The sequence below is a fragment of the Paracidovorax anthurii genome (assembly GCF_003269065.1).
GTDB lineage: Bacteria > Pseudomonadota > Gammaproteobacteria > Burkholderiales > Burkholderiaceae_C > Paracidovorax > Paracidovorax anthurii.
In genome coordinates, this window is sequence record NZ_QLTA01000042.1 from 1 (window position 1) to 16,841 (window position 16,841).

Here is a 16,841-nt window from a genome sequence, read left to right on the forward strand (position 1 = left end):
CCCAGGCTATCGTTGGGGGCTTGTTGCAGGGTTTGGGTCAGGGTGTTTTCGAGCAGGCGCAAAGCAAAAAGGGAACGTGTTGCACACGTTCCCTTTTTAGCTCCCATCAGACTTCCAAGGGCTTATCTGACTGGCATTGCCCTGAGGGGCGGCGAAACGGTGAATGCCTTCGTCGGCAACGGCGGCTCGGCCGGAAGAGAGTTTTCCAATTCGGGCACCAACCCTGCCCGGGGGGCCGGCGCCGGGGGGGCCGGCCGCGGCAGCGGCGGCTCCGGCGGACAGGCGGGCGTCAACGGCCCCACCGAGGGCGGTGGCGGTGGCGGCGGCGGCGGGGGAGCCTCCGTGGTCACCGTGGGGCAGGCGTTCGTCCGCGCGGGCGGCGGCGGCGGTGGCGGGGCGGGCAACTGGCACATCCCCGGTCCCAATGCCAGCGACAACACGGCAGGGTCCCTGACGGTGAACGCCGCGCAGTGCGGCCAACCCGGGGACGGACAGGCCGGGGCAACGACGCCCAACACGGCGCAGACCAACAACGGAAACGGCGGCGGCGGCGGTGGCGGCGGAGGCGGCTATGCGGGCGCGGTGGGCACGGGCGGAACCTTCGGCATCGACAATCCGCATGCCAACGACCCCACCCAGGGCCAAGCCACGGGCCCCGGCACCGGCGGCGGTTCATGCGTCCTGGGCAATGGCAGCTATCAGATGTCCCAGGTTTCCGCGAGCACCAGCACCGACGGCGTTGGGGGCGTGGGCGGAAACACACCGACCAATGCGAGCAGTTCCACGGGGCTGGCGGGCAGCGCAGGCCGGGTGAAGATCACGGTGACCCTGGGCCCGCCGACGCTGACCCTGGCATGCACCCCTACCCTGCTGACTGTGGAGCATCCGGTGGAAACATGTACGGTCACGTCCAATGCCCCTGCGCCCGCCGGCGGACTGAGCGTGCGCATCGTTCCGCCCTCGGCCAGCAATGCCTACACCACCACCTGCTCCGATCCGCTGACGATTCCTGCGGGCAGCACGGCCGTCTCGTGCGAGATCCGCGCGGAATCCTCCGCCCATGACACGGGTGCGAGCGCCACGCTGACCCTGCAACCCAACGGCGGCAGCTATATCGTCGGCAGCCAGTCCTCGGCGACGGCCACCATCCTGCGAGGGGAACCGATCCCCGTGGATGCGCCGTGGGCACTCGCATGCCTCAGCGCCATGCTCGGTTTGCTGGCGTGGCGCCGACAGTGCCCTGGAGGGAATCGGCGCGGTTGAGGCTACCCTGCGGAGCCAGACGCGGCGGCCGGGGGCGGTCGCTGGGCGCGCAGGTTCGCCAGCCGCTCGGGCGCCGGTTGCGCGGCGAGCGCGCGCACGGCTTCGTAGAACTTCGGCCAGTCGCGCCCCTCGCGCTCGAACAGGGCCTCGAACGCGGGCACGAGGTCGTCGTAGGCCGCCTGGGCGCCGAAGGTGGCGTTGTTGGCCTCGGCCACCCAGCGGTCGTAGCCGGCGATCTGCGCGGGCGTGGCCGCGCCGCCATCGAGCCAGCGGGCCCGCAGCGCGGCATAGTCGGCCCGGAAGCGCTCCATTGCTTCATTTTTCATAGCAAGAAACGCAGATTTCTCGGCGACATGGTCGGGTTTTCGGGCGGAATCGTAGAGGTCCGAGAGCTTTTCGCGTGTGGTGCGCGCCAGCGCGCGGAAGGCGCTGCGCCGGGCCTCGCCGCGCTCGTACTCGGCCTGGGCCTGGGGCGTGGCGCGCTCGGCCAGCCAGCGGGCCACGCCGAGCCGCTCCACGGCGGTCGCGAACGACTCGTTGAACACGGTGTCGCCGTTCGCGTACACCACCTGGTGGGCCAGTTCGTGGAACAGCAGCCGCACGAACTCGCCCTCGGGCCAGGCGATGAAGGTGTTGAGCAGGGGGGCGCCCCCGAGCCAGTTGGTGTAGCCCAGCGTCGAATAGGCCGGCACGCCGTACACGCCGACCTCCAGCCCCTGGGCGGACAGGCGCGCGGCCTCGGCGCGGGCGTCGGCCTCGGCGAAGTAGCCCCGGTAGCCGATGCAGCCGGTGATGGGGAAGCACCACGTGTGCAGGGTGAGCGAGTCGGGCGGCGCGGCCACCACGTTCCACACCGCCGCGCGGCGGCCCAGGTCGGCATAGCGGCGGTAGCTGGCGTTGTCGGGCAGGTGCAGCTCGGTGACGGCGAAGGCGCGTGCCCGGCGGGCCAGATCCAGGCGCTCGCGCAGCGGCGCGGAGGTGTCCGTGCGCGCGAGCCAGTCGTCCACGGGCGCGGCGGCCTGCATGATCTGCAGGTGCCCGCGCACCGATTGCCAGTAATAGCCCAGGGTGTCGCCCGTGTGGGCGCAGCCTGCCAGCAGCAGGCCCGGGGCGAGGGAGGCGATGCGCATGGCGCGGGCGATGGTCGAAGGGCTCGGAGGCATCATCGGTGGCGGCGCTCGGGAAAGGGGATGAGAGCCCGCGCGGCGCGGGAAAGTTCGCATCCGGGCACGGGCGCATGGCGGTGTCCGCAGTGTACGAAGCCCCGCCGGGGCTCCGCGCTTCCTAGAATCGTGCCATGCCCGATTCCCGCCACACCGACCTGCCCGAGGGCCTCTTCGCCGACGCCCCGGGCGACGCGCCGCGCTGCTTCTGGTGCCGCGCCACGCCGCTCTACCGCCACTACCACGACCACGAGTGGGGCTTTCCGGTGGACGACGACCGGCGCCTGTTCGAGAAGCTCTGCCTGGAGGGCTTCCAGGCGGGCCTGAGCTGGATCACCATCCTCAACAAGCGCGAGGCCTTCCGCGCGGCTTTCGCGCAGTTCGACGCCGAGCGCATGGCGGATTTCGGCGCGGCCGACGTGGAGCGGCTGCTGGCCGACCCGGGCATCGTGCGCCACCGGGGCAAGATCGAATCGGCGATCCGCAACGCGCGGCGCGCGCTGGAGGTGCGGCGCGAGTTCGGTTCGCTGGCGCGCTATGTCTGGCGCTTCGCGCCCGCCGCCGCCGAGGGGCGGCCCGAGCGGCTCACGCTGGCGGCCGTGCGCGCCCTCACCACGGCGCCGGCCGCCGTGGCCCTCTCCAAGGACCTGAAGAAGCGCGGCTTCGGCTTCGTGGGGCCGACCACCATGTACGCCTTCATGCAGGCGATGGGGCTGGTGAACGACCACATCGAGGGCTGCGCCACCCGGGACGCGGCCCTGGCGGCGCGGGCGGCCTTCGAGGTGCCGGCGGCCGCGCCGTGAGCGGGCTCGGGCTTCAGTAGCCCGAGTCAGTAGGCCGATTCCGAGCGGATGGAGATGCCCTCGAAGCCCAGGTGGTGCAGGCATTCGCGCAGGATCACGAGGGTGGCGATGAAGGCGGGGTCGTCTTCCACCGCGTCCGACCCCTGCGGGGCGCCACCCATGGCGCGCGAGGCCATGCGCTGGTAGACGCGCTCCAGGGCCTCCAGCGGCAACTGCATCTCCGGCTGGGCCGGGATGCCCGCCTGCAGCGCGATCCGGCGGATGTCCGCGTCGGCCGTGTAGAGGGCCGAGCCCGCGGGCAGCACGGCGCGTACCGGCATCACCGCGTCTTCCACCACCGCGATGGCCTGCTCCACCTCGGCCCCGGTGGGCGGCTGGTGCCGCAGGCAGGCGGCGGCGGTGGCGTACGAGCCCACGTCCAGCGTGCGCAGCACGTGGGGCTGCGGCCCGGTGCCGCTCGCGATCGAGGAATGCGCCGCCCCGATGTGCAGCACGGTGATCGCGCTGCCGGCCAGCGGGCCCGCCTGCAGCGCCGCGTAGAGCGCGCCTGCGTCGTGGGGGGAGAGGGCGGAGGAGGGCATGGAAGCTCCCGCGGCTGCTGCGAGGACCCCATTGTGCCCGTGCCGTGCCCGTGCGCGCGGGCATGGAAGAAGACCCCCACGCCCATGAAAACAATGAAAAAAGCCCTCCGGGTGGAGGGCTCTGTGCGCGGGAGGGGCCGGATGCGGCCCCTGCGGCGAAGGGGGCTCAGCCGCCCTTCTTGGTGCGCTTGCCGGGGTTCTTCTTGCTGCGCGTGGCCACGCCGCGCTCCAGGCTCACGCGCTGGCCGCGGCCGGGCGTGGGAAGGGACATGCCGGGCAGCGGCTTCGGTGCGGGGGTGTGCTTGCGGTCGGCTTCGGTAACGATCTTGTTGCCCATGGTGTGGTGACTCCTGCTGGAACGTGCTGTGAAAACCCGCTATTAGGCCATAGCCGTGCGGCACCGTGGCCTGGCGGGGCCGTAAGAACGTGTTCACGATCTCGCAGGGGTCGCGTTGGAGCGCAATCGGGATGAGTGGATGCCTCGGATGCGCCACATGGGCTCATGCCCATGCAAGCAGCCGGGGCGTCCAATCGCCCGATTTCGCTCCAACCCTTCGGGCAGTGGCGTGTGCGGGCGGTCTGCGGCGTTGCGGCGCTGGCCCATAGCCGGGCTATGGGCGGCGCACCGCGCCTTGCATCCCTCCCGCACACGCCACTGCGCGACCCCTGGGAGATCGTGAACACGTTCTAAGCGGGGGTCATGGCTGCGCGGGCAGGCCCAGCAGCGCCACGACGCGCTCGCGGCTGATGCCGATCAGCGCGGGGGCCGCGGCGGCGATGGCGCGGTAGTCCGGCTGCTGCAGCTGCCCGGCGAATTGCACGGTGAACCGCTGCGCCCAGGCCAGGCCGGCGGGCGCGGCGGCATCGCCGGCCTGCGCGGCGCCGGTGCCTTCGGCGGCCGGGGACGCGAAAGCGGTGCTGGCGGCCTCGCTCAGCACCTGCCCGACCTGCTGCTGCCCGGCGCGCACCTTCTGCTGCGCAGCCACCACCGCGCGCAGGGTGCGGCGTTGCGCCTCGGCATCGGCCACGCCCCATTGGGCGGGATCGAGCGCGGACGGCTCGGCCCCGGGGCGGGCGAGGACCATCTGTCCCGCGGGGTAGCGCACGCCGCCGCCCTGCACGGCCAGCGTGTCGCGCACGGCGGGCCAGCGCGCTTCGTCCACCGAGAAGCGCAGCCGTGTCTCGCCCTCGTCCCACTGTGCGCGCACGCCCTGCGGGGCCAGCGCGACGTCCAGGCGCCGGGCCAGCTCCTGCGGCGGCTGGGCGGGGTCGATATCGACCGGCACGGGCTGGCGGCCCACGCCGCCCAGCGAGAGGAACAGCGTCTCCCGCGCGCCGCTGGCGAGGGTGGTGGCGTTGAGCCCGGCCAGCTGGAAGCCCTGGCGGGCATCGCCGCGCGCGCGGTAGTTCAGGTCGCCGTCCAGGCTCTGGCCGGTGGCCTGGCGGCGCTCGCTCCAGCGCTGCGCCAGGCGCGCGATGCGGGCCTGCAGCGCTTGCAGCTCCTGAGCGTCGCCGCCGCCCGCCGGTGCATCCGCCGTGGGTTCGGCGGAGGGCGATTGCGGCATGCGCGATTGCAGCCGCGCGGCCACGCCATCGCCCAGCCCGCGCAGCTGGGTGTCCAGATCGGCCAGGTATGCAAGGGCCTGCTGGGCGTGGCCGATGCCCCGGTGGTAGCCGGGCTCCCAGGAGGACAAGCCCGCGCGCAGCGGGGGCGGCTGCGGCGCGCCGCTCGCGGCGGCGTCCTGCGCGCGCGCGCCGCGCGGCCCGGTGTCGCGCGCCGTGGCGTCCACCGCTCCGCTGGACGACCCCGCGGCGGTGGCGCCGGTGCCGGGCGCGCGCACGCCGGCGATGGGCGCGGCGCGCTCGGAGATCAGTCGGGGCGTGGAGGGCGGATCGACGAGCATGGGCGTGGCGTGGGGCGGTCCGCTGCGGCGCGGGTCACAGCAGGTTGAACAGCGACAGCCCGCTCACCTTGGCATAGGCCTTTTGCGTGGCCTCGACGGCCAGCGTGTAGCCGTTGAGCTTCACGGCGGCGTCGCCGTAGTCGAGCTGGGCGATGGTGAGGGCCGCCGTCTGGTTGGACAGGCTCACGTCGGCGTGGTTGCCGTCCAGCGCCTCCAGGATGTTGCGGCGGCCGCCTTGCCGGGCGATCTGGGTGTCGATCGAATTCTTGCTCGCGTCCAGGCCGTCGAGCGCGGCGGTCAGCGTGGCGCGCACGGCCGGGTCGTTCACGTTCACGCCGCTGGTCGCCATGGTGGCGCCGGCCTGCTCCAGGTGGTTGAGCAGGGCGGCGACCTCGGGCAGGCTCACGTTGGCGGGCTGGGTGACGCCGCTGCCCACGGCCACGGCCTGCTCCTGCGTGTTGCCGGCGAAGGTGTAGCGCGATCCCACGGGCTGCGCCGGGTCGTAGCGGATGGGCGCCGTGTCGATGGCCGTGCCCGAGAACAGGTAGCGGCCCTCGCGGTCGCGGGTGTTGGCGGTGTAGAGGATGCTCTCGCGCAGCGCGTCGAACGAACTCACCATGGCCTTCAGGTCTTCGGGCGCGTTGGAGCCGTTCAGGGCCCACACGAGCAGGTCGCGCGCGTCCATGCTGTCGTTCACGATGTTCGAGAGGTGGCTCTCGTTCTGCTCCAGCCGCGAGTTCAGCGTCTCGATGTTCTTGCGGTACTGGTCGATGGCGGCCTCCTCGCGGCCCAGGCGCATGAGGCGCACCTGGGACACCGGGTCCTCGGAGGGCACCAGCATGCGCTGGCCGGTGGCCATGCGCTGCAGCATGGCGTTGGCCTTTTCGTTGGCGCCCTGCAGCGCGGTGTTCATGGTGGTGTGGTACTGGGTGCTGGCGATGCGCATGGCGTGCTTCCGTTCAGCGGATCAGGGCAAGGGTCATGTCCATGAGGTCGTTGGCCACGCCCACGACCTTCATGTTGGCCTCGTACATCTGGCGGTACTGGAGGAGGTTGATGGCTTCTTCGTCCAGGTTCACGCCGCTGGTGGACTTCCAGCTCTCCACCGCCTGGTTGCGCACCGTGGTGGCCGTGGTGATGGCCACCTGGTTCTGCCGGCTGTTCATGGCCAGGCGGCCGAGCAGCTGGGTGTGCGCGTCGCTCAGCAGCACGGAGCCCGTCGTGGTGAGCGAGACGGACTGGTTCTGCTGGGCCACGAGCCGGAGGAGGTTGCCGCTGTCGCCGGGCTGGGTGCTGTCGCTGGAGAAGGCGAGGTCCTGCGCCTTCACGTCGGTGCGCACCTGCAGGAGCCCGGAGCCGGGCGCCGTGTCGAAGAGCGGCTTGCCCGCCATGCCGTCCTGCGCGAAGCCGGCCGTGAGCTGGGTGTTGAAGGCGTCGCCGAACTGGCGGGCCATTTCGGCCAGGCTCTGGCGCAGGGGCAGCAGCTCCCGGCTCTCGAAATCCCCCAGCCCGCCCAGGCCGCCGCCCAGTCCCGTGGCGGGCAGGGTGAAGGTGTCGTTGACGAACTTCACCGTGGTGGACTGGGTGCCGTCGGCCAGCGTCTGCAGCGACAGCTGGCCCGCGAGGCTGCCCAGCACCAGCGGCTGGCCGCCGGGCAGGGTGACGTCGCGCGAGCCGTCCGCCTTGTCGAGCACCTGCACGCCGAGGATCTTGGCGAGTTCGTCGATCTTGTTGTCGCGCTCGTCGATCAGGCCCGAGACGCCCGATCCGGCGGTGGTCTGCGAGGCCACGATCTTCTCGTTGAGCTGGGCGATGCTGCCGAGCAGCGAGTTGGCTTCGTCCACCATGGCGCCGCGCTGCCGCGCGATGGACACGCGCTGGTTGTCGATGAGCTGCGCGGCCTGGTTGAAGCGTTGTGCCACGGCCTCGGCGGCGGTGAGCACCTGCTGCCGCAGCGGGGTGGAGGTGGGCTCGGTGGTGCTGGCGTTGAGCGCCGCGAAGAACGTGTCCAGGCCGTGGTCGATGTTGGCGGTGTCGTCGCCCAGCACCGATTCGAGCTGGGTGTAGTACTGCTGCGGCAGCGAATACTGGGCGAGGCCGGACTGGGACTTCCAGAGCTGCTGGCTCTTGTAGCTGTCGGCGAAGCGCAGCAGCGCCGACACCTCGACGCCGTTGCCGGGCGAGTTCTTGCGGCCCAGCGCGCCCACGGCCGAGAGCTGCACGCCCTGGCGGGTGTAGCCCTCGGTCATGGCGTTGGCGGTGTTCTGGCTGGAGACCGCCAGGGCGGCCTGCGCCGCCATGGCGCCGGACAGGGCGATGTTGGAGATCATGTTCGGTGTGCGGCGGTGGAGTCGATGGGCTGCGCCCGGGGCGGGCGTGGCGGTTATCCGGGTAAGGCGACCGGATCGCCGTCCGGCTTAAGCGGCCCGGGCGCCGCCGGGGCCGCGGCGGCCTGAGCGGGCAGGAGCTGGCGCAGGATCACGTCGGCGATGCCGAAGGCCCGCTGGCCCGCGAGCGCGTCGGCCACCAGGGTGTCGGCCATGTCCAGCATGTCCTCGTTCACCCGGTTGCGGTAGATGCTGTCCTCGCTGGCCATCTCGCGCGTGCTCCGGCGCATGCCGCGCAGGGCCTCGGCGATGAAGAAGGCCTCGAACTTGCGCGCGGCCTCCTCGGTGCGCGCGCGCAGCACGGCGTCCTCGCCGGGGCCGGAGGAGGCGGCAGCGGCCGCGGAGGCGGGGTTCAGGGGCGTGGTCATGCGGGGGCCTGCGCTCAGATCACGACCAGCTCGCCCTCGATGGCGCCCGCCTGGTCGAGCGCCTGGAGGATGGCCATGATGTCGTCGGGCGAGGCGCCGATGCTGTTGATGCTGTCCACGATGGTCTGCAGGCTGGTGCCCGCGGGCAGGTTGAACATGTGGCCGTTGCCCTGCTCCACGCTCACCTGCGAGCGCGGCACCACGGCCGTCTGGCCCTGGCTGAAGGGGCCGGGCTGGCTCACGGCCGGCTGCTCGGAGATGACCACCTTGAGGCTGCCGTGCGACACGGCGGCCGGCTTGACCCGCACGCCCTCGGCGATCACCACCGTGCCGGTGCGCGAATTGAGGATCACCCGGGGCACCTCGGTGCCCACGTCGATGGGCAGGGCCTGCAGGGCGGCCACGAAGCTCACGCGCTGGTTGGGGCTGGCGGGCGCGCGCACTTCCACCGTGGTGGCGCTGCGGGCGCTGGCGATCTCGCCGTAGCGGCGGTTGATGGTCGTCACGATGTTGGCGGCGGTCTGGAAATGCGGGCGCCGCAGGCTGAGCTGCACGGTATCGCCGCTGTCGAAATCGCTCTCGATCTCGCGCTCGACGGTCGCGCCGTTGGGCACGCGGCCCGAGGTGGGGGTGTTGATGGTCACGCTGGAGCCGCTGCCGCCCTGCGCGGACACGCCCGACACCACGAGGTTGCCCTGGGCCAGCGCGTAGATCTCGCCGTCGGCCGCGCGCAGCGGGGTGAGCAGCAGCACGCCGCCGCGCAGGTTCTTGGCGTCGCCCATCGAGGAGACCGTCACGTCGATGGTCTGGCCCTTGCGGTAGCCCGGCGGGAAGGTGGCGCTCACCATCACCGTGGCCACGTTCTTGAGCGTGGCGCTGGTGCCCTCGGGCATCTTCACGCCGAACTGCTTGAGCATGTTGCCCACCGACTGCCCCGCGAACCGGACCTGCGTGCTGTCGCCGCTGCCGCGCAGGCCGACCACGAGGCCGTAGCCGATGAGCTGGTTCTCGCGCACGCCCTCGACATGCACGAGGTTGCGCAGGGGTTGTTCGGTGCGCGTGGCCGCGTGCGGCACGGCGGGCGCGGCCAGCGCGAGCAGGGCGGCCAGCAGGGAGAGGAGGCGGGAGGGCATGGGCATGGCGGGGCGTCGCGGCGACGGGGTCAGAAGGGCATCCAGGGGCTCACGAAGAAGCGCGAGAGCCAGCCCGCGCTGTTCGCGTCGGCCAGCGTGCCCCGGCCGGAGTACACGATGTTGGCGTTGGCGATGCGCTGGGACGAGACGCGGTTCTCGGTGTCGATGTCGCCCGCGCGCACGTAGCCCGTCACGCGGATGAGTTCCTCGCCCTGGTTCAGGTAGAGGCTTTTTTCTCCCTGGATCAGCAGCAGGCCGTTGGGCAGCACGCGGTGGACGATCACCGTGATCGCGCCCTGCAGCGTGTTCTGCTGGGTGCTGGAGGAGCTGCCGTTGAACGTGTTGGAGGCCCCGGCGCTGATGTCGGTCTTGATGGAATTGCCGGCGATGACCGTGGGGCTGATGCCCAGGCTGCTTTCCTTGCCGAACTGGGTGCCGGCGCGCTTGCTGGCCTGGGTGGTTTCCTGCAGCACCACCGTGAGCACGTCTCCCGGCCGGAACGCCCGGCTGTCGGAGGTGAGCAGCCACGGGGTCTGCGGCGCGTACACCCCGCCGCCGCTGCGGCCGGCCGCCTGGGCCGGGGGCTGCGGGAACGGCTCGACGAACTGCGGCTGCGGTGGCTGCGGCGGCTCCATCGCGGCGCAGCCGGCCAGCAGGAGCGCGGCGCCTGCGGCGAGAAGGAGCGGGCCGGGGCGCGCCATCACCGTGCCGCCTGCGCGAGGTACTGCATCATGTTGTCGGCGGCGGAGAGCACCTTGGTGTTCATCTCGTAGGTGCGCTGGGCGGCGATCATGTCCACCATCTCCTCCACCACCTGCACGTTGGAGCCTTCGAGCGCGCCCTGCTTGAGCTTGCCCAGCGCGTTCTCGCCCGGGGCGCCCTCGGTGGGCGCGCCGCTGGCGGCGGTCTCCAGGTAGAGGTTGCCGCCCAGGGCGCGCAGGCCCGAGGGGTTGAGGAAGCTCACGAGGTTGATCTGGCCGAGCTGCGTGGGGGCCGTGGCGCCGGGCACGGTGGCCGAGACCACGCCGTTCTCGCCGATGTTCACGGCCGTGGCGTTGGCCGGCACGGTGATCTCCGGCAGCAGGGGCAGGCCCTGCGCGGTCACCAGGCGCCCTTCGGCGTTCACCTGCAACTGGCCGGCGCGGGTGTAGGCCGTGTCGCCGTTGGCCTGCTGCACCTGCAGGAAGCCCAGGCCGATGATGGCCACGTCCAGTTGCTGGCCCGTGGTCTGCAGCGGGCCTTCGGTGAAGGTCTTCTGCGTGCCCAGCAGGCGCGTGCCCGTGCCCAGCTGCACGCCCGAGGGCGTGACGGTGTTGGTGTCGTTCTGCGCGCCGGGCTGCTTTTCGACCTGGTAGAACATGTCCTCGAACACGACGCGGTCGCGCTTGAAGCCGGTGGTGTTCACGTTGGCGAGGTTGTTGGCGATGGCCTGGAGCTTGGCGTCCTGGGCCTGCACGCCGGTCTTGCTGACCCACATGGCGGGATTCATGGTGTTTCTCCTGGTGTTCGGTGCGGGGTGTTCGGGGGCGGTGCTGCGCTCACTCGCGCAGCAGGCGGTTGCCGCTCTCGGCCATGCCGTCGGCGCTGCGGTAGAGCTTCATCTGGACCTCGAACTCGCGGCTGATGTCCATCACGGCCACCATCTCCTCGACGGCCGAGACGTTGCTGCCCTCCAGGTGCGCCGGGCGCAGGCGCACGGTGTCGTCCGCCGGCAGGGCCTCGCCCGAGCGCGCGACGATGAGGCCCGCGGTGTTCTTGGTCACGTCGCCGGGCGCCGGGTTGACGAGCTTGAGCCGGTCCACCACCTGCAGCGTCTGCTGCCCGGGGTTCTGCACCAGCACGCTGCCGTCCTCGCCGATGGCGATGCGCTCGTACTGCGGCACCACGATGGGGCCGCCCTCGCCGAGCACCGGGCGGCCGTTCACGGTGAGCGTGCCCTCGGCGTCGATGTCGAAATGCCCGGCGCGCGTGTAGGCCTCCTGCACCTGTCCGGCGCCGCCCTGCCATTCCACCGCGAAGTAGCCCGGGCCCGCGATGGCCGCGTCCAGGTCGCGGCCGGTGGCGCGCACGGCGCCCTCGCGGGCGGACACGGCCTGGGCCTGCATGCGGCTCATGTGCCGGCTGTCGTAGCCGTAGCCGGGCACGGTGTCGGAGGTGGCCTGCTCCAGGTTGGCGCGGAAGCCCGCCGTCTCCAGGTTGGCCAGGTTGTTGGCGTGCACCTGCTGGGCGCGCAGCGAGCGCTCCGCGCCGCTCATCACGGTGTAGATCAGTGCGTCCATGGCGGCCCGGGCGTCAGATCGCCTGCATCAGCGACTGCACCATGGCGCTCTGCGTGGAGATCACCTTGGTGTTGGCCTGGTAGTTGCGCTGCGCCGTCATCAGCATCACGAGCTGCGTGGACATGTCCACGTTGGACTGCTCCAGCGAGCCCGACTTGAGCGTGCCCGCGATGCCGGTGCCCGGCGTGGAGAACACCGGGCTGCCCGAGGCGGTGGAGGCGGTCCAGGCGGTGTCGCTCACGGGGGCGAGCCCTTCCTCGTTCGGGAAGGTGGCCAGCGCGATCGTGCCGGCGCTCTGTTTCATGCCGTTGCTGTAGATGCCCATCACGGCGCCGGTCTCGTCGATCTGCACGCCCGTGAGCACGCCGGAGGCGTAGCCGTTGGCGGCGTTGGTCAGCGTGGTGGTCGCGCCGCCGAACTGGGTGGTGCCCGTGTAGTCGATGGCCACGGTGAGCGCGTCCGCGCCGGCGATGGTGGGGATGGCGAGGCTCACCGGGCCGGTGGGGGCCGTGAGCTGCCCCTTGGTGTCGAACGTCATGTCCGTGGTGGTGGTCTGCGCCGTGCCGTCGAAGCTGTAGTGCACCGTCACGCCGGCGGCCGTTTTCACGAAGTACTGCGACACGGTGTGCTTCGTGCCCAGGGAGTCGTACACCACGGTGGAAGCGGTGCCGTTGTAGCTCTGCGCGTTGGTGGCGTCGAACGTGGCCACGGTGGGCACCGTCCAGTCCGAGGAGAGGTTGCCCACGTAGCGCAGCGTGCTCGTGGCCTGCGCCGAGATCTGGCCGTCGCGCAGCTTCAGGTCGCCCATGGCGCCGAGCGTGCCTTCCACGGGGCGGCCCGCGGTGTCGTACACCTGCGCGTAGCCCTGCAGGCGGCGGCCGAAGCTGTCCACCACGTAGCCGCTGGTGTCGGTGCCGAAGATGCCCACGCGGGTGTACACGGTCTCGCCGGCGGTGCTGCGCGTCATGAAGAAGCCGCGGCCCTGGATCATCGCGTCGAGGTCGCGGCCGGTGTTCTGTGCGTTGCCGCCCAGGGCGATGGACTGGGTGGTGGAACCCACCTCCACGCCCATGGCCTGCTGGCCGGCGTACAGGGAGGAGAAGTTCGCGCGGTTGGACTTGTAGCCGTAGGTGCCGGTGTTGGCGAGGTTGTGGCTGATGGTCTCCAGCTGGTCGTTGATGGCGGAGAGGCCGGACAGTGCGATATCGAAGCTCATGGCGGAAGTCCTTTCAGCGGGTGGTGGAGCCCTGGTGGCCCAGGAAACTGGTGATGTCGGAGGAGGCGACCGGCCCGACGCCCGTCACGTCCAGCAGCGGGGCGCCGCTGGCGTCGAAGTGCAGGCGCGTGATCTGCCCGCGCAGCTGCGCCTGGGGCGTCTCGCCGCCCTGGGCCTGCACGGCGATCTGGTAGGTGCCGGCGGGCAGCCCCAGGGTCGCGGGATCGAGCGTGAAATCCACGGCGCCGGCGGCCCGGGAGCCCAGGGAGACGCGGTGGGCCTGGCCGTCGCTGCCGGTGAGCACCAGCGTGGCCTCGGAGGTCGGGCCCGAGAGCGTGAAGCTGCCCTGCACGGCCTCGGTGCCGAGCGTGACCGCACTGGCGTTGACCGTGACCGTGGAGCCCACCTGGTTGCCCATGGCCAGCACCTGCAGGCTGTAGAGCATGTTGCTCGTGGCGCTGTTCTGGCTCACGAGTTTCTGCAGCGCCTCGTTCTGGCTGAGCTGGCTCAGCTGCGTCACGAACTGGTCCGGATCGCTGGGTTCGAGCGGGTTCTGGTTCTGGATCTGCGCCACGAGCAGCTTCAGGAACATGTCGGACATGCCCGAGGCGCTGTTGGCCGTGACCGGCGCGGTGGCGGCCGTGCCCGTATAGGGCGAGGCGGTGGTGGAAGAGGAGGAGGTCGTGGTGGTCATGGCATCAGCCTTCGCCGAGGCGCAGCAGGGACTGCTGCATGGATTTCACGCGCACCATCACCTCGACGTTCGTCTCGAACGCGCGGGAGGCGGCCATCATGTCGGTCATCTCGGCGACGGTGTTCACGTTGGGGTAGAACACCTCGCCGTTCTCGTTGGCCAGCGGGTGGCCGGGCTCGTGCATGCGGCGCACCGGCTCGGTGCTCTGCACCACGTCCAGCACCTGCACGCGGGCACCGGGCTGGTCGCCCGACGCATCGCCGCCCATCACGGCGGCGAACACGGGCTTGCGGGCGTGGTAGGCCGCTTCCTCGGTGCCGGCGGCGGTCTGCGCGTTGGCGAGGTTGCTGGCGATGGTGTTGAGGCGCACGGTCTGTGCGGCCATGGCCGAGCCGGCGATCTGGGCGATGTCGCGGAATGCCATGGTCACTGCCCCGTGATGGCCTTCGAGAGGCCCTTGATCTTCATGTTGATGAACGTGAGGCTGGCCTGGAAGTCCGCGGCGTTCTGGCTGAACGCCGCCTGCTCCACGCCCAGCTCCACCGTGTTGCCGTCCTGCGAGGCGCCGTAGGGCACGCGGTACTTCGCGTCGGCACCGTCCAGGTCGGGCAGGTCGCCGCCGTCCTCGGCCACCACGCTCTGCAGGGCGGCGCGGAAGTCGATGTCGCGCGCCTGGTAGCCCGGCGTGCTCTCGTTGGCGATGTTGGAGGCCAGGACCCTGGTGCGTTCCGCCCGCAGTCTGAGGGTATCCTGATGGACGCCCAAGGCTTTGTGGAAATCGATACTCATGTGCGCTCCTTATGAGAGGTGGTCCGGCCTCGGACCGGTGTGGTGTGCCGCCGTGCTGGCGTGCGGGTTCACGGGGGCCTCCGCGCAGCCCGCTGCCGCATCCCTGCCCGCGCCGGTGGGCAAGGCCGTGCGGCAGTACCTGGCCGAGCAGGCCCGGGCGCGGGGGCTGGACGCGGTGGAATTCGAGATCGCCCCGGTCGGCGCCGTGCCGGAGTGGCCGGACTGCAAGGGCCCGCTCGGGGTCGATGGAACCGACGTGCGGCGGCTGTCGCGCATCCGCGTCTCGGTGTCCTGTGCGGACCCCGCGCGGCCCTGGCGCGAGGACTGGACGCTGCGCGTGGACGCGCGCGCCGACGTGGTGATCGCCTCCGCCCCCGTGGCCGCGCAGCGGCCCATCACGGCCCAGGACGTGGCAATGGAGTCGCGGCCCCTGCAGACCTTCGAGGACGGCACGTCCGACATCGACGCCGTCGTCGGCCAGACCAGCCGCAGGCCCCTGCGGCCCGGGCAGGTCGTCGTGCCGCGGTACCTCGACGCGCCGCTGCTGGTGCGCAAGTCGCAGCCCGTGACCATCGCCGTGCGGCGCGCGGGCGTGGAGGTCAACGGTGCCGGCGAGGCGCTCGCGCCCGGCGCGCTCGGCGAGACGGTGCGCGTGCGCAATATCGGCAGCGGCAAGGTCATCCAGGCCCGCGTGGTGGGCGAGGGCCTGGTCGAGCCGGTGGATGTCGGGGCCATGGCTGCTCCTTCCCCTCAGTCGCCGGTGCGCTGAGCCAGGCCGCGGGCCTGCAACTGCCGTGCCACGCGCACGAGCTTGTCCGCGTAGTCCGGGTCGGTGGCATAGCCGCCGCGCACGAGGCCCTGGGCGAAGGCCCGGGCATCGTGGCCGGCGTTGAGCGCGCCCTGGTAGCCGGGCTGGGTGCTCAGCAGGCGCGCGTAGTCGCGGAAGGCGCTGGCGCCGTCGGGGTAGCTGCGGAAGGCGGCCGTCTGCGCCTGGGGCACGCCGTCCTCGTATTCGGTGGTGGCGGCCCGGGCCACTTCTCCGCGCCAGGTGCCGCCGGCCTTGATGCCGAAATAGTTGTGCGTGTCCTGCCCGGTCGCCGGGTCGCGCAGGGGCTGGCGACCCCAGCCGGATTCCAACGCCGCGTGGGCGAGCACCAGCTCGGGCGCCACGCCCAGACGGGCCGCGGCTTCCTCGGCCCAGGGCGTGGCCTGCGCGAGAAAGGCGGCCTGGGCCTCGGAGGGCGCCGCCACGGACTGCGGATCGGTGGACGCGGCGGCGGGCGTGGCGCCTGCGCCGGCCGCGAACTGCGCGCGCAGCCACCGGGCCTGGGTGCTCAGATCCACCGCTGCGTCGTCCATGCCCTGGCCGCCCTGGCCGGTGGCGATGTAGGCCTGGATCTCGCCCTGCACCTGCCGGAAGAAGCCGCCGAAGTCCCCGTGCGCCGTCGAACCGCCGTGCAGCGGCAGCGCGATGCGCTCCATCTCCGCGCGGAAGGCGCTGCCGGGGGCCTGCAGGGCGTCACTGGGGCGCATAGACACCCTGTTCTTCCTGCAGCACGCGGCGCATGACTTCGCTCTGGTCCACCATGAGCTGGCGGGTGCGCAGGTTCTGCGCATGGCAGTCGCGCACCAGTGGCTCCAGCGCGTCCCACCAGCCCGAGAGCGTGTTGCGCGCCGCCTCGGGCATCGAGGCCAGCACCAGGCGCATGCCTTCGGCGTCGGCGCGGCCGCACAGGGATCGGACGATCCCGGTGCGCTCGCGGCTGCGGGGCTCCATCGCATCGACCAGCGCCACGATGCCCTCGGTGACTTCGGGCAGTGCCTGCGCGTCGTGGCGCAGGGCGGCGGCGTGCTGGCGCTCCAGCAGCGCACTGAGTTGCCGGTAGCCGTCCAGGTCGGCCCGCACGCCCTGCATGAGGCGCAGCAGTTGGTCCTGGCGATCGCCGCTCATCGGCCGCTTCCGTGGTAGCGCACGACGAGCGCGGCCAGCCGTTCGGGATCGAAGGGCAGCTCGCCCCGGGCCAGCGCATCGCGGATCTCGGCCACCCGCGTCTGGTCCACGGCGGGCAGCTCGCTCAGCGCTGCCCGCGCGGGCTGCAGGATGGCGGTCTGGCTCTCCGCCCCGGGGGCGCTGGCGGGTGCGGAGGCGGGCGTGGGCGCGGCGGCCGGTGCAGCGGGCGTGGCGGGCGCCGCGGGGACGACTTCGGGAAGCGCGGTGGGGCTGCTGATACGCATACGGGTGCCTCGGGTTCGGGTTGGCA

The 16,841-nt window shown here is 71.7% G+C and carries 21 protein-coding genes; 3 read left to right on the forward strand and 18 right to left on the reverse strand.

The genetic code is table 11. The annotated features are described in order from the left end of the window. Positions 1-159 precede the first annotated feature (159 nt). Entirely contained in the window at positions 160-1,263 is a 1,104-nt protein-coding gene (locus tag AX018_RS17825) for a hypothetical protein (protein WP_111879991.1), read from the forward strand. A gap of 2 nt (positions 1,264-1,265) precedes the next feature. Here AX018_RS17825 and AX018_RS17830 read toward each other — a convergent pair whose 3' ends face one another. After that, positions 1,266-2,393: an aminopeptidase gene (locus tag AX018_RS17830; RefSeq protein WP_111880097.1), complete on the reverse strand. Its 1,128-nt coding sequence runs from the start codon at positions 2,391-2,393 to the stop codon at positions 1,266-1,268. Positions 2,394-2,560: 167 nt separating this feature from the next. Between AX018_RS17830 and AX018_RS17835 the strand changes: the two genes are divergently transcribed. Continuing rightward, positions 2,561-3,229 carry a DNA-3-methyladenine glycosylase I gene (locus AX018_RS17835; RefSeq protein WP_111879993.1) on the forward strand — a complete coding sequence of 223 codons (669 nt, stop codon included), beginning with the start codon at positions 2,561-2,563 and terminating at the stop codon, positions 3,227-3,229. A 26-nt stretch (positions 3,230-3,255) separates the two neighbouring features. Here the strand turns inward: AX018_RS17835 and AX018_RS17840 are convergent, their stop codons facing one another. The 14 genes from AX018_RS17840 to flgB form a co-directional block, all read right to left on the reverse strand. Then, complete coding sequence (locus tag AX018_RS17840; RefSeq protein WP_111879995.1) at positions 3,256-3,810, reverse strand: hypothetical protein; 555 nt, start codon at positions 3,808-3,810, stop codon at positions 3,256-3,258. Between the two features lie 166 nt (positions 3,811-3,976). Further along, on the reverse strand, positions 3,977-4,147 hold the full coding sequence (locus AX018_RS25305) for a hypothetical protein (RefSeq protein WP_170146294.1): 171 nt from the start codon (positions 4,145-4,147) through the stop codon (positions 3,977-3,979). Between the two features lie 361 nt (positions 4,148-4,508). Next, on the reverse strand, positions 4,509-5,714 hold the full coding sequence (locus AX018_RS17850; protein ID WP_111879998.1) for a hypothetical protein: 1,206 nt from the start codon (positions 5,712-5,714) through the stop codon (positions 4,509-4,511). Between the two features lie 34 nt (positions 5,715-5,748). Further along, positions 5,749-6,660, reverse strand: coding sequence for a flagellar hook-associated protein FlgL (flgL, locus tag AX018_RS17855; protein WP_111880001.1), 912 nt, complete (start codon positions 6,658-6,660; stop codon positions 5,749-5,751). A 13-nt stretch (positions 6,661-6,673) separates the two neighbouring features. Then, a complete protein-coding gene (flgK, locus tag AX018_RS17860; protein ID WP_111880004.1) occupies positions 6,674-8,044 on the reverse strand; it encodes a flagellar hook-associated protein FlgK in 1,371 nt (456 codons plus the stop codon). Between the two features lie 53 nt (positions 8,045-8,097). Further along, positions 8,098-8,469, reverse strand: a complete 372-nt coding sequence (locus tag AX018_RS17865; RefSeq protein WP_211322477.1) for a flagellar biosynthesis protein FlgJ — start codon at positions 8,467-8,469, stop codon at positions 8,098-8,100. Between the two features lie 14 nt (positions 8,470-8,483). Then, the gene (locus AX018_RS17870) at positions 8,484-9,608 is read right to left on the reverse strand and encodes a flagellar basal body P-ring protein FlgI (RefSeq protein WP_415842088.1); all 1,125 of its coding nucleotides are present in this window, start codon (positions 9,606-9,608) and stop codon (positions 8,484-8,486) included. 23 nt (positions 9,609-9,631) lie between these two features. Beyond that, positions 9,632-10,303, reverse strand: coding sequence for a flagellar basal body L-ring protein FlgH (gene flgH, locus AX018_RS17875; RefSeq protein WP_111880006.1), 672 nt, complete (start codon positions 10,301-10,303; stop codon positions 9,632-9,634). After that, positions 10,303-11,091 carry a flagellar basal-body rod protein FlgG gene (flgG, locus tag AX018_RS17880; RefSeq protein ID WP_170146295.1) on the reverse strand — a complete coding sequence of 263 codons (789 nt, stop codon included), beginning with the start codon at positions 11,089-11,091 and terminating at the stop codon, positions 10,303-10,305. Before flgG ends, flgH begins: the two co-directional genes overlap by 1 nt. Positions 11,092-11,140: 49 nt before the next feature. Further along, positions 11,141-11,881 carry a flagellar basal body rod protein FlgF gene (locus AX018_RS17885; protein ID WP_111880011.1) on the reverse strand — a complete coding sequence of 247 codons (741 nt, stop codon included), beginning with the start codon at positions 11,879-11,881 and terminating at the stop codon, positions 11,141-11,143. A 13-nt stretch (positions 11,882-11,894) separates the two neighbouring features. Then, entirely contained in the window at positions 11,895-13,097 is a 1,203-nt protein-coding gene (locus AX018_RS17890; protein WP_111880014.1) for a flagellar hook protein FlgE, read from the reverse strand. 13 nt (positions 13,098-13,110) lie between these two features. Continuing rightward, positions 13,111-13,791, reverse strand: coding sequence for a flagellar hook capping FlgD N-terminal domain-containing protein (locus AX018_RS17895; RefSeq protein WP_111880016.1), 681 nt, complete (start codon positions 13,789-13,791; stop codon positions 13,111-13,113). A gap of 4 nt (positions 13,792-13,795) precedes the next feature. Then, positions 13,796-14,215, reverse strand: coding sequence for a flagellar basal body rod protein FlgC (gene flgC / locus AX018_RS17900; protein ID WP_111880019.1), 420 nt, complete (start codon positions 14,213-14,215; stop codon positions 13,796-13,798). A gap of 2 nt (positions 14,216-14,217) precedes the next feature. Continuing rightward, entirely contained in the window at positions 14,218-14,580 is a 363-nt protein-coding gene (gene flgB / locus AX018_RS17905; RefSeq protein ID WP_111880022.1) for a flagellar basal body rod protein FlgB, read from the reverse strand. On the opposite strand from flgB, the gene flgA reads away from it, so the two are divergent. Beyond that, complete coding sequence (gene flgA / locus AX018_RS17910; RefSeq protein WP_111880025.1) at positions 14,579-15,349, forward strand: flagellar basal body P-ring formation chaperone FlgA; 771 nt, start codon at positions 14,579-14,581, stop codon at positions 15,347-15,349. The genes flgB and flgA overlap by 2 nt on opposite strands. Here the strand turns inward: flgA and AX018_RS17915 are convergent. The 3 genes from AX018_RS17915 to flgM are packed head-to-tail and all read right to left on the reverse strand — an operon-like array spanning position 15,331 to position 16,815. After that, the gene (locus AX018_RS17915; protein WP_111880027.1) at positions 15,331-16,113 is read right to left on the reverse strand and encodes a glycoside hydrolase family 73 protein; all 783 of its coding nucleotides are present in this window, start codon (positions 16,111-16,113) and stop codon (positions 15,331-15,333) included. The two genes, flgA and AX018_RS17915, sit on opposite strands and share 19 nt — an antisense overlap. Further along, positions 16,100-16,531, reverse strand: coding sequence for a flagellar export chaperone FlgN (gene flgN / locus AX018_RS17920; RefSeq protein WP_111880029.1), 432 nt, complete (start codon positions 16,529-16,531; stop codon positions 16,100-16,102). Before flgN ends, AX018_RS17915 begins: the two co-directional genes overlap by 14 nt. After that, a complete protein-coding gene (gene flgM / locus AX018_RS17925; protein WP_111880032.1) occupies positions 16,528-16,815 on the reverse strand; it encodes a flagellar biosynthesis anti-sigma factor FlgM in 288 nt (95 codons plus the stop codon). The genes flgN and flgM overlap by 4 nt, the downstream gene beginning before the upstream one ends. Positions 16,816-16,841 lie beyond the last annotated feature (26 nt).

Coding starts and splice junctions, on each gene's coding strand:
- flgL (WP_111880001.1), bottom strand. CDS start 6,660: ATGCGCATCGCCAGCACCCAGTACCACACCACCATGAACACCGCGCTG.
- AX018_RS17870 (WP_415842088.1), bottom strand. CDS start 9,608: ATGCCCATGCCCTCCCGCCTCCTCTCCCTGCTGGCCGCCCTGCTCGCG.
- AX018_RS17885 (WP_111880011.1), bottom strand. CDS start 11,881: ATGGACGCACTGATCTACACCGTGATGAGCGGCGCGGAGCGCTCGCTG.
- AX018_RS17895 (WP_111880016.1), bottom strand. CDS start 13,791: ATGACCACCACGACCTCCTCCTCTTCCACCACCGCCTCGCCCTATACG.
- AX018_RS17915 (WP_111880027.1), bottom strand. CDS start 16,113: ATGCGCCCCAGTGACGCCCTGCAGGCCCCCGGCAGCGCCTTCCGCGCG.
- AX018_RS25305 (WP_170146294.1), bottom strand. CDS start 4,147: ATGGGCAACAAGATCGTTACCGAAGCCGACCGCAAGCACACCCCCGCA.
- flgA (WP_111880025.1), top strand. CDS start 14,579: ATGTGCGCTCCTTATGAGAGGTGGTCCGGCCTCGGACCGGTGTGGTGT.
- flgB (WP_111880022.1), bottom strand. CDS start 14,580: ATGAGTATCGATTTCCACAAAGCCTTGGGCGTCCATCAGGATACCCTC.
- flgG (WP_170146295.1), bottom strand. CDS start 11,091: ATGAATCCCGCCATGTGGGTCAGCAAGACCGGCGTGCAGGCCCAGGAC.
- flgC (WP_111880019.1), bottom strand. CDS start 14,215: ATGGCATTCCGCGACATCGCCCAGATCGCCGGCTCGGCCATGGCCGCA.
- AX018_RS17865 (WP_211322477.1), bottom strand. CDS start 8,469: ATGACCACGCCCCTGAACCCCGCCTCCGCGGCCGCTGCCGCCTCCTCC.
- AX018_RS17835 (WP_111879993.1), top strand. CDS start 2,561: ATGCCCGATTCCCGCCACACCGACCTGCCCGAGGGCCTCTTCGCCGAC.
- flgN (WP_111880029.1), bottom strand. CDS start 16,531: ATGAGCGGCGATCGCCAGGACCAACTGCTGCGCCTCATGCAGGGCGTG.
- flgK (WP_111880004.1), bottom strand. CDS start 8,044: ATGATCTCCAACATCGCCCTGTCCGGCGCCATGGCGGCGCAGGCCGCC.
- AX018_RS17890 (WP_111880014.1), bottom strand. CDS start 13,097: ATGAGCTTCGATATCGCACTGTCCGGCCTCTCCGCCATCAACGACCAG.
- AX018_RS17840 (WP_111879995.1), bottom strand. CDS start 3,810: ATGCCCTCCTCCGCCCTCTCCCCCCACGACGCAGGCGCGCTCTACGCG.
- flgH (WP_111880006.1), bottom strand. CDS start 10,303: ATGGCGCGCCCCGGCCCGCTCCTTCTCGCCGCAGGCGCCGCGCTCCTG.
- AX018_RS17830 (WP_111880097.1), bottom strand. CDS start 2,393: ATGCGCATCGCCTCCCTCGCCCCGGGCCTGCTGCTGGCAGGCTGCGCC.
- AX018_RS17850 (WP_111879998.1), bottom strand. CDS start 5,714: ATGCTCGTCGATCCGCCCTCCACGCCCCGACTGATCTCCGAGCGCGCC.
- flgM (WP_111880032.1), bottom strand. CDS start 16,815: ATGCGTATCAGCAGCCCCACCGCGCTTCCCGAAGTCGTCCCCGCGGCG.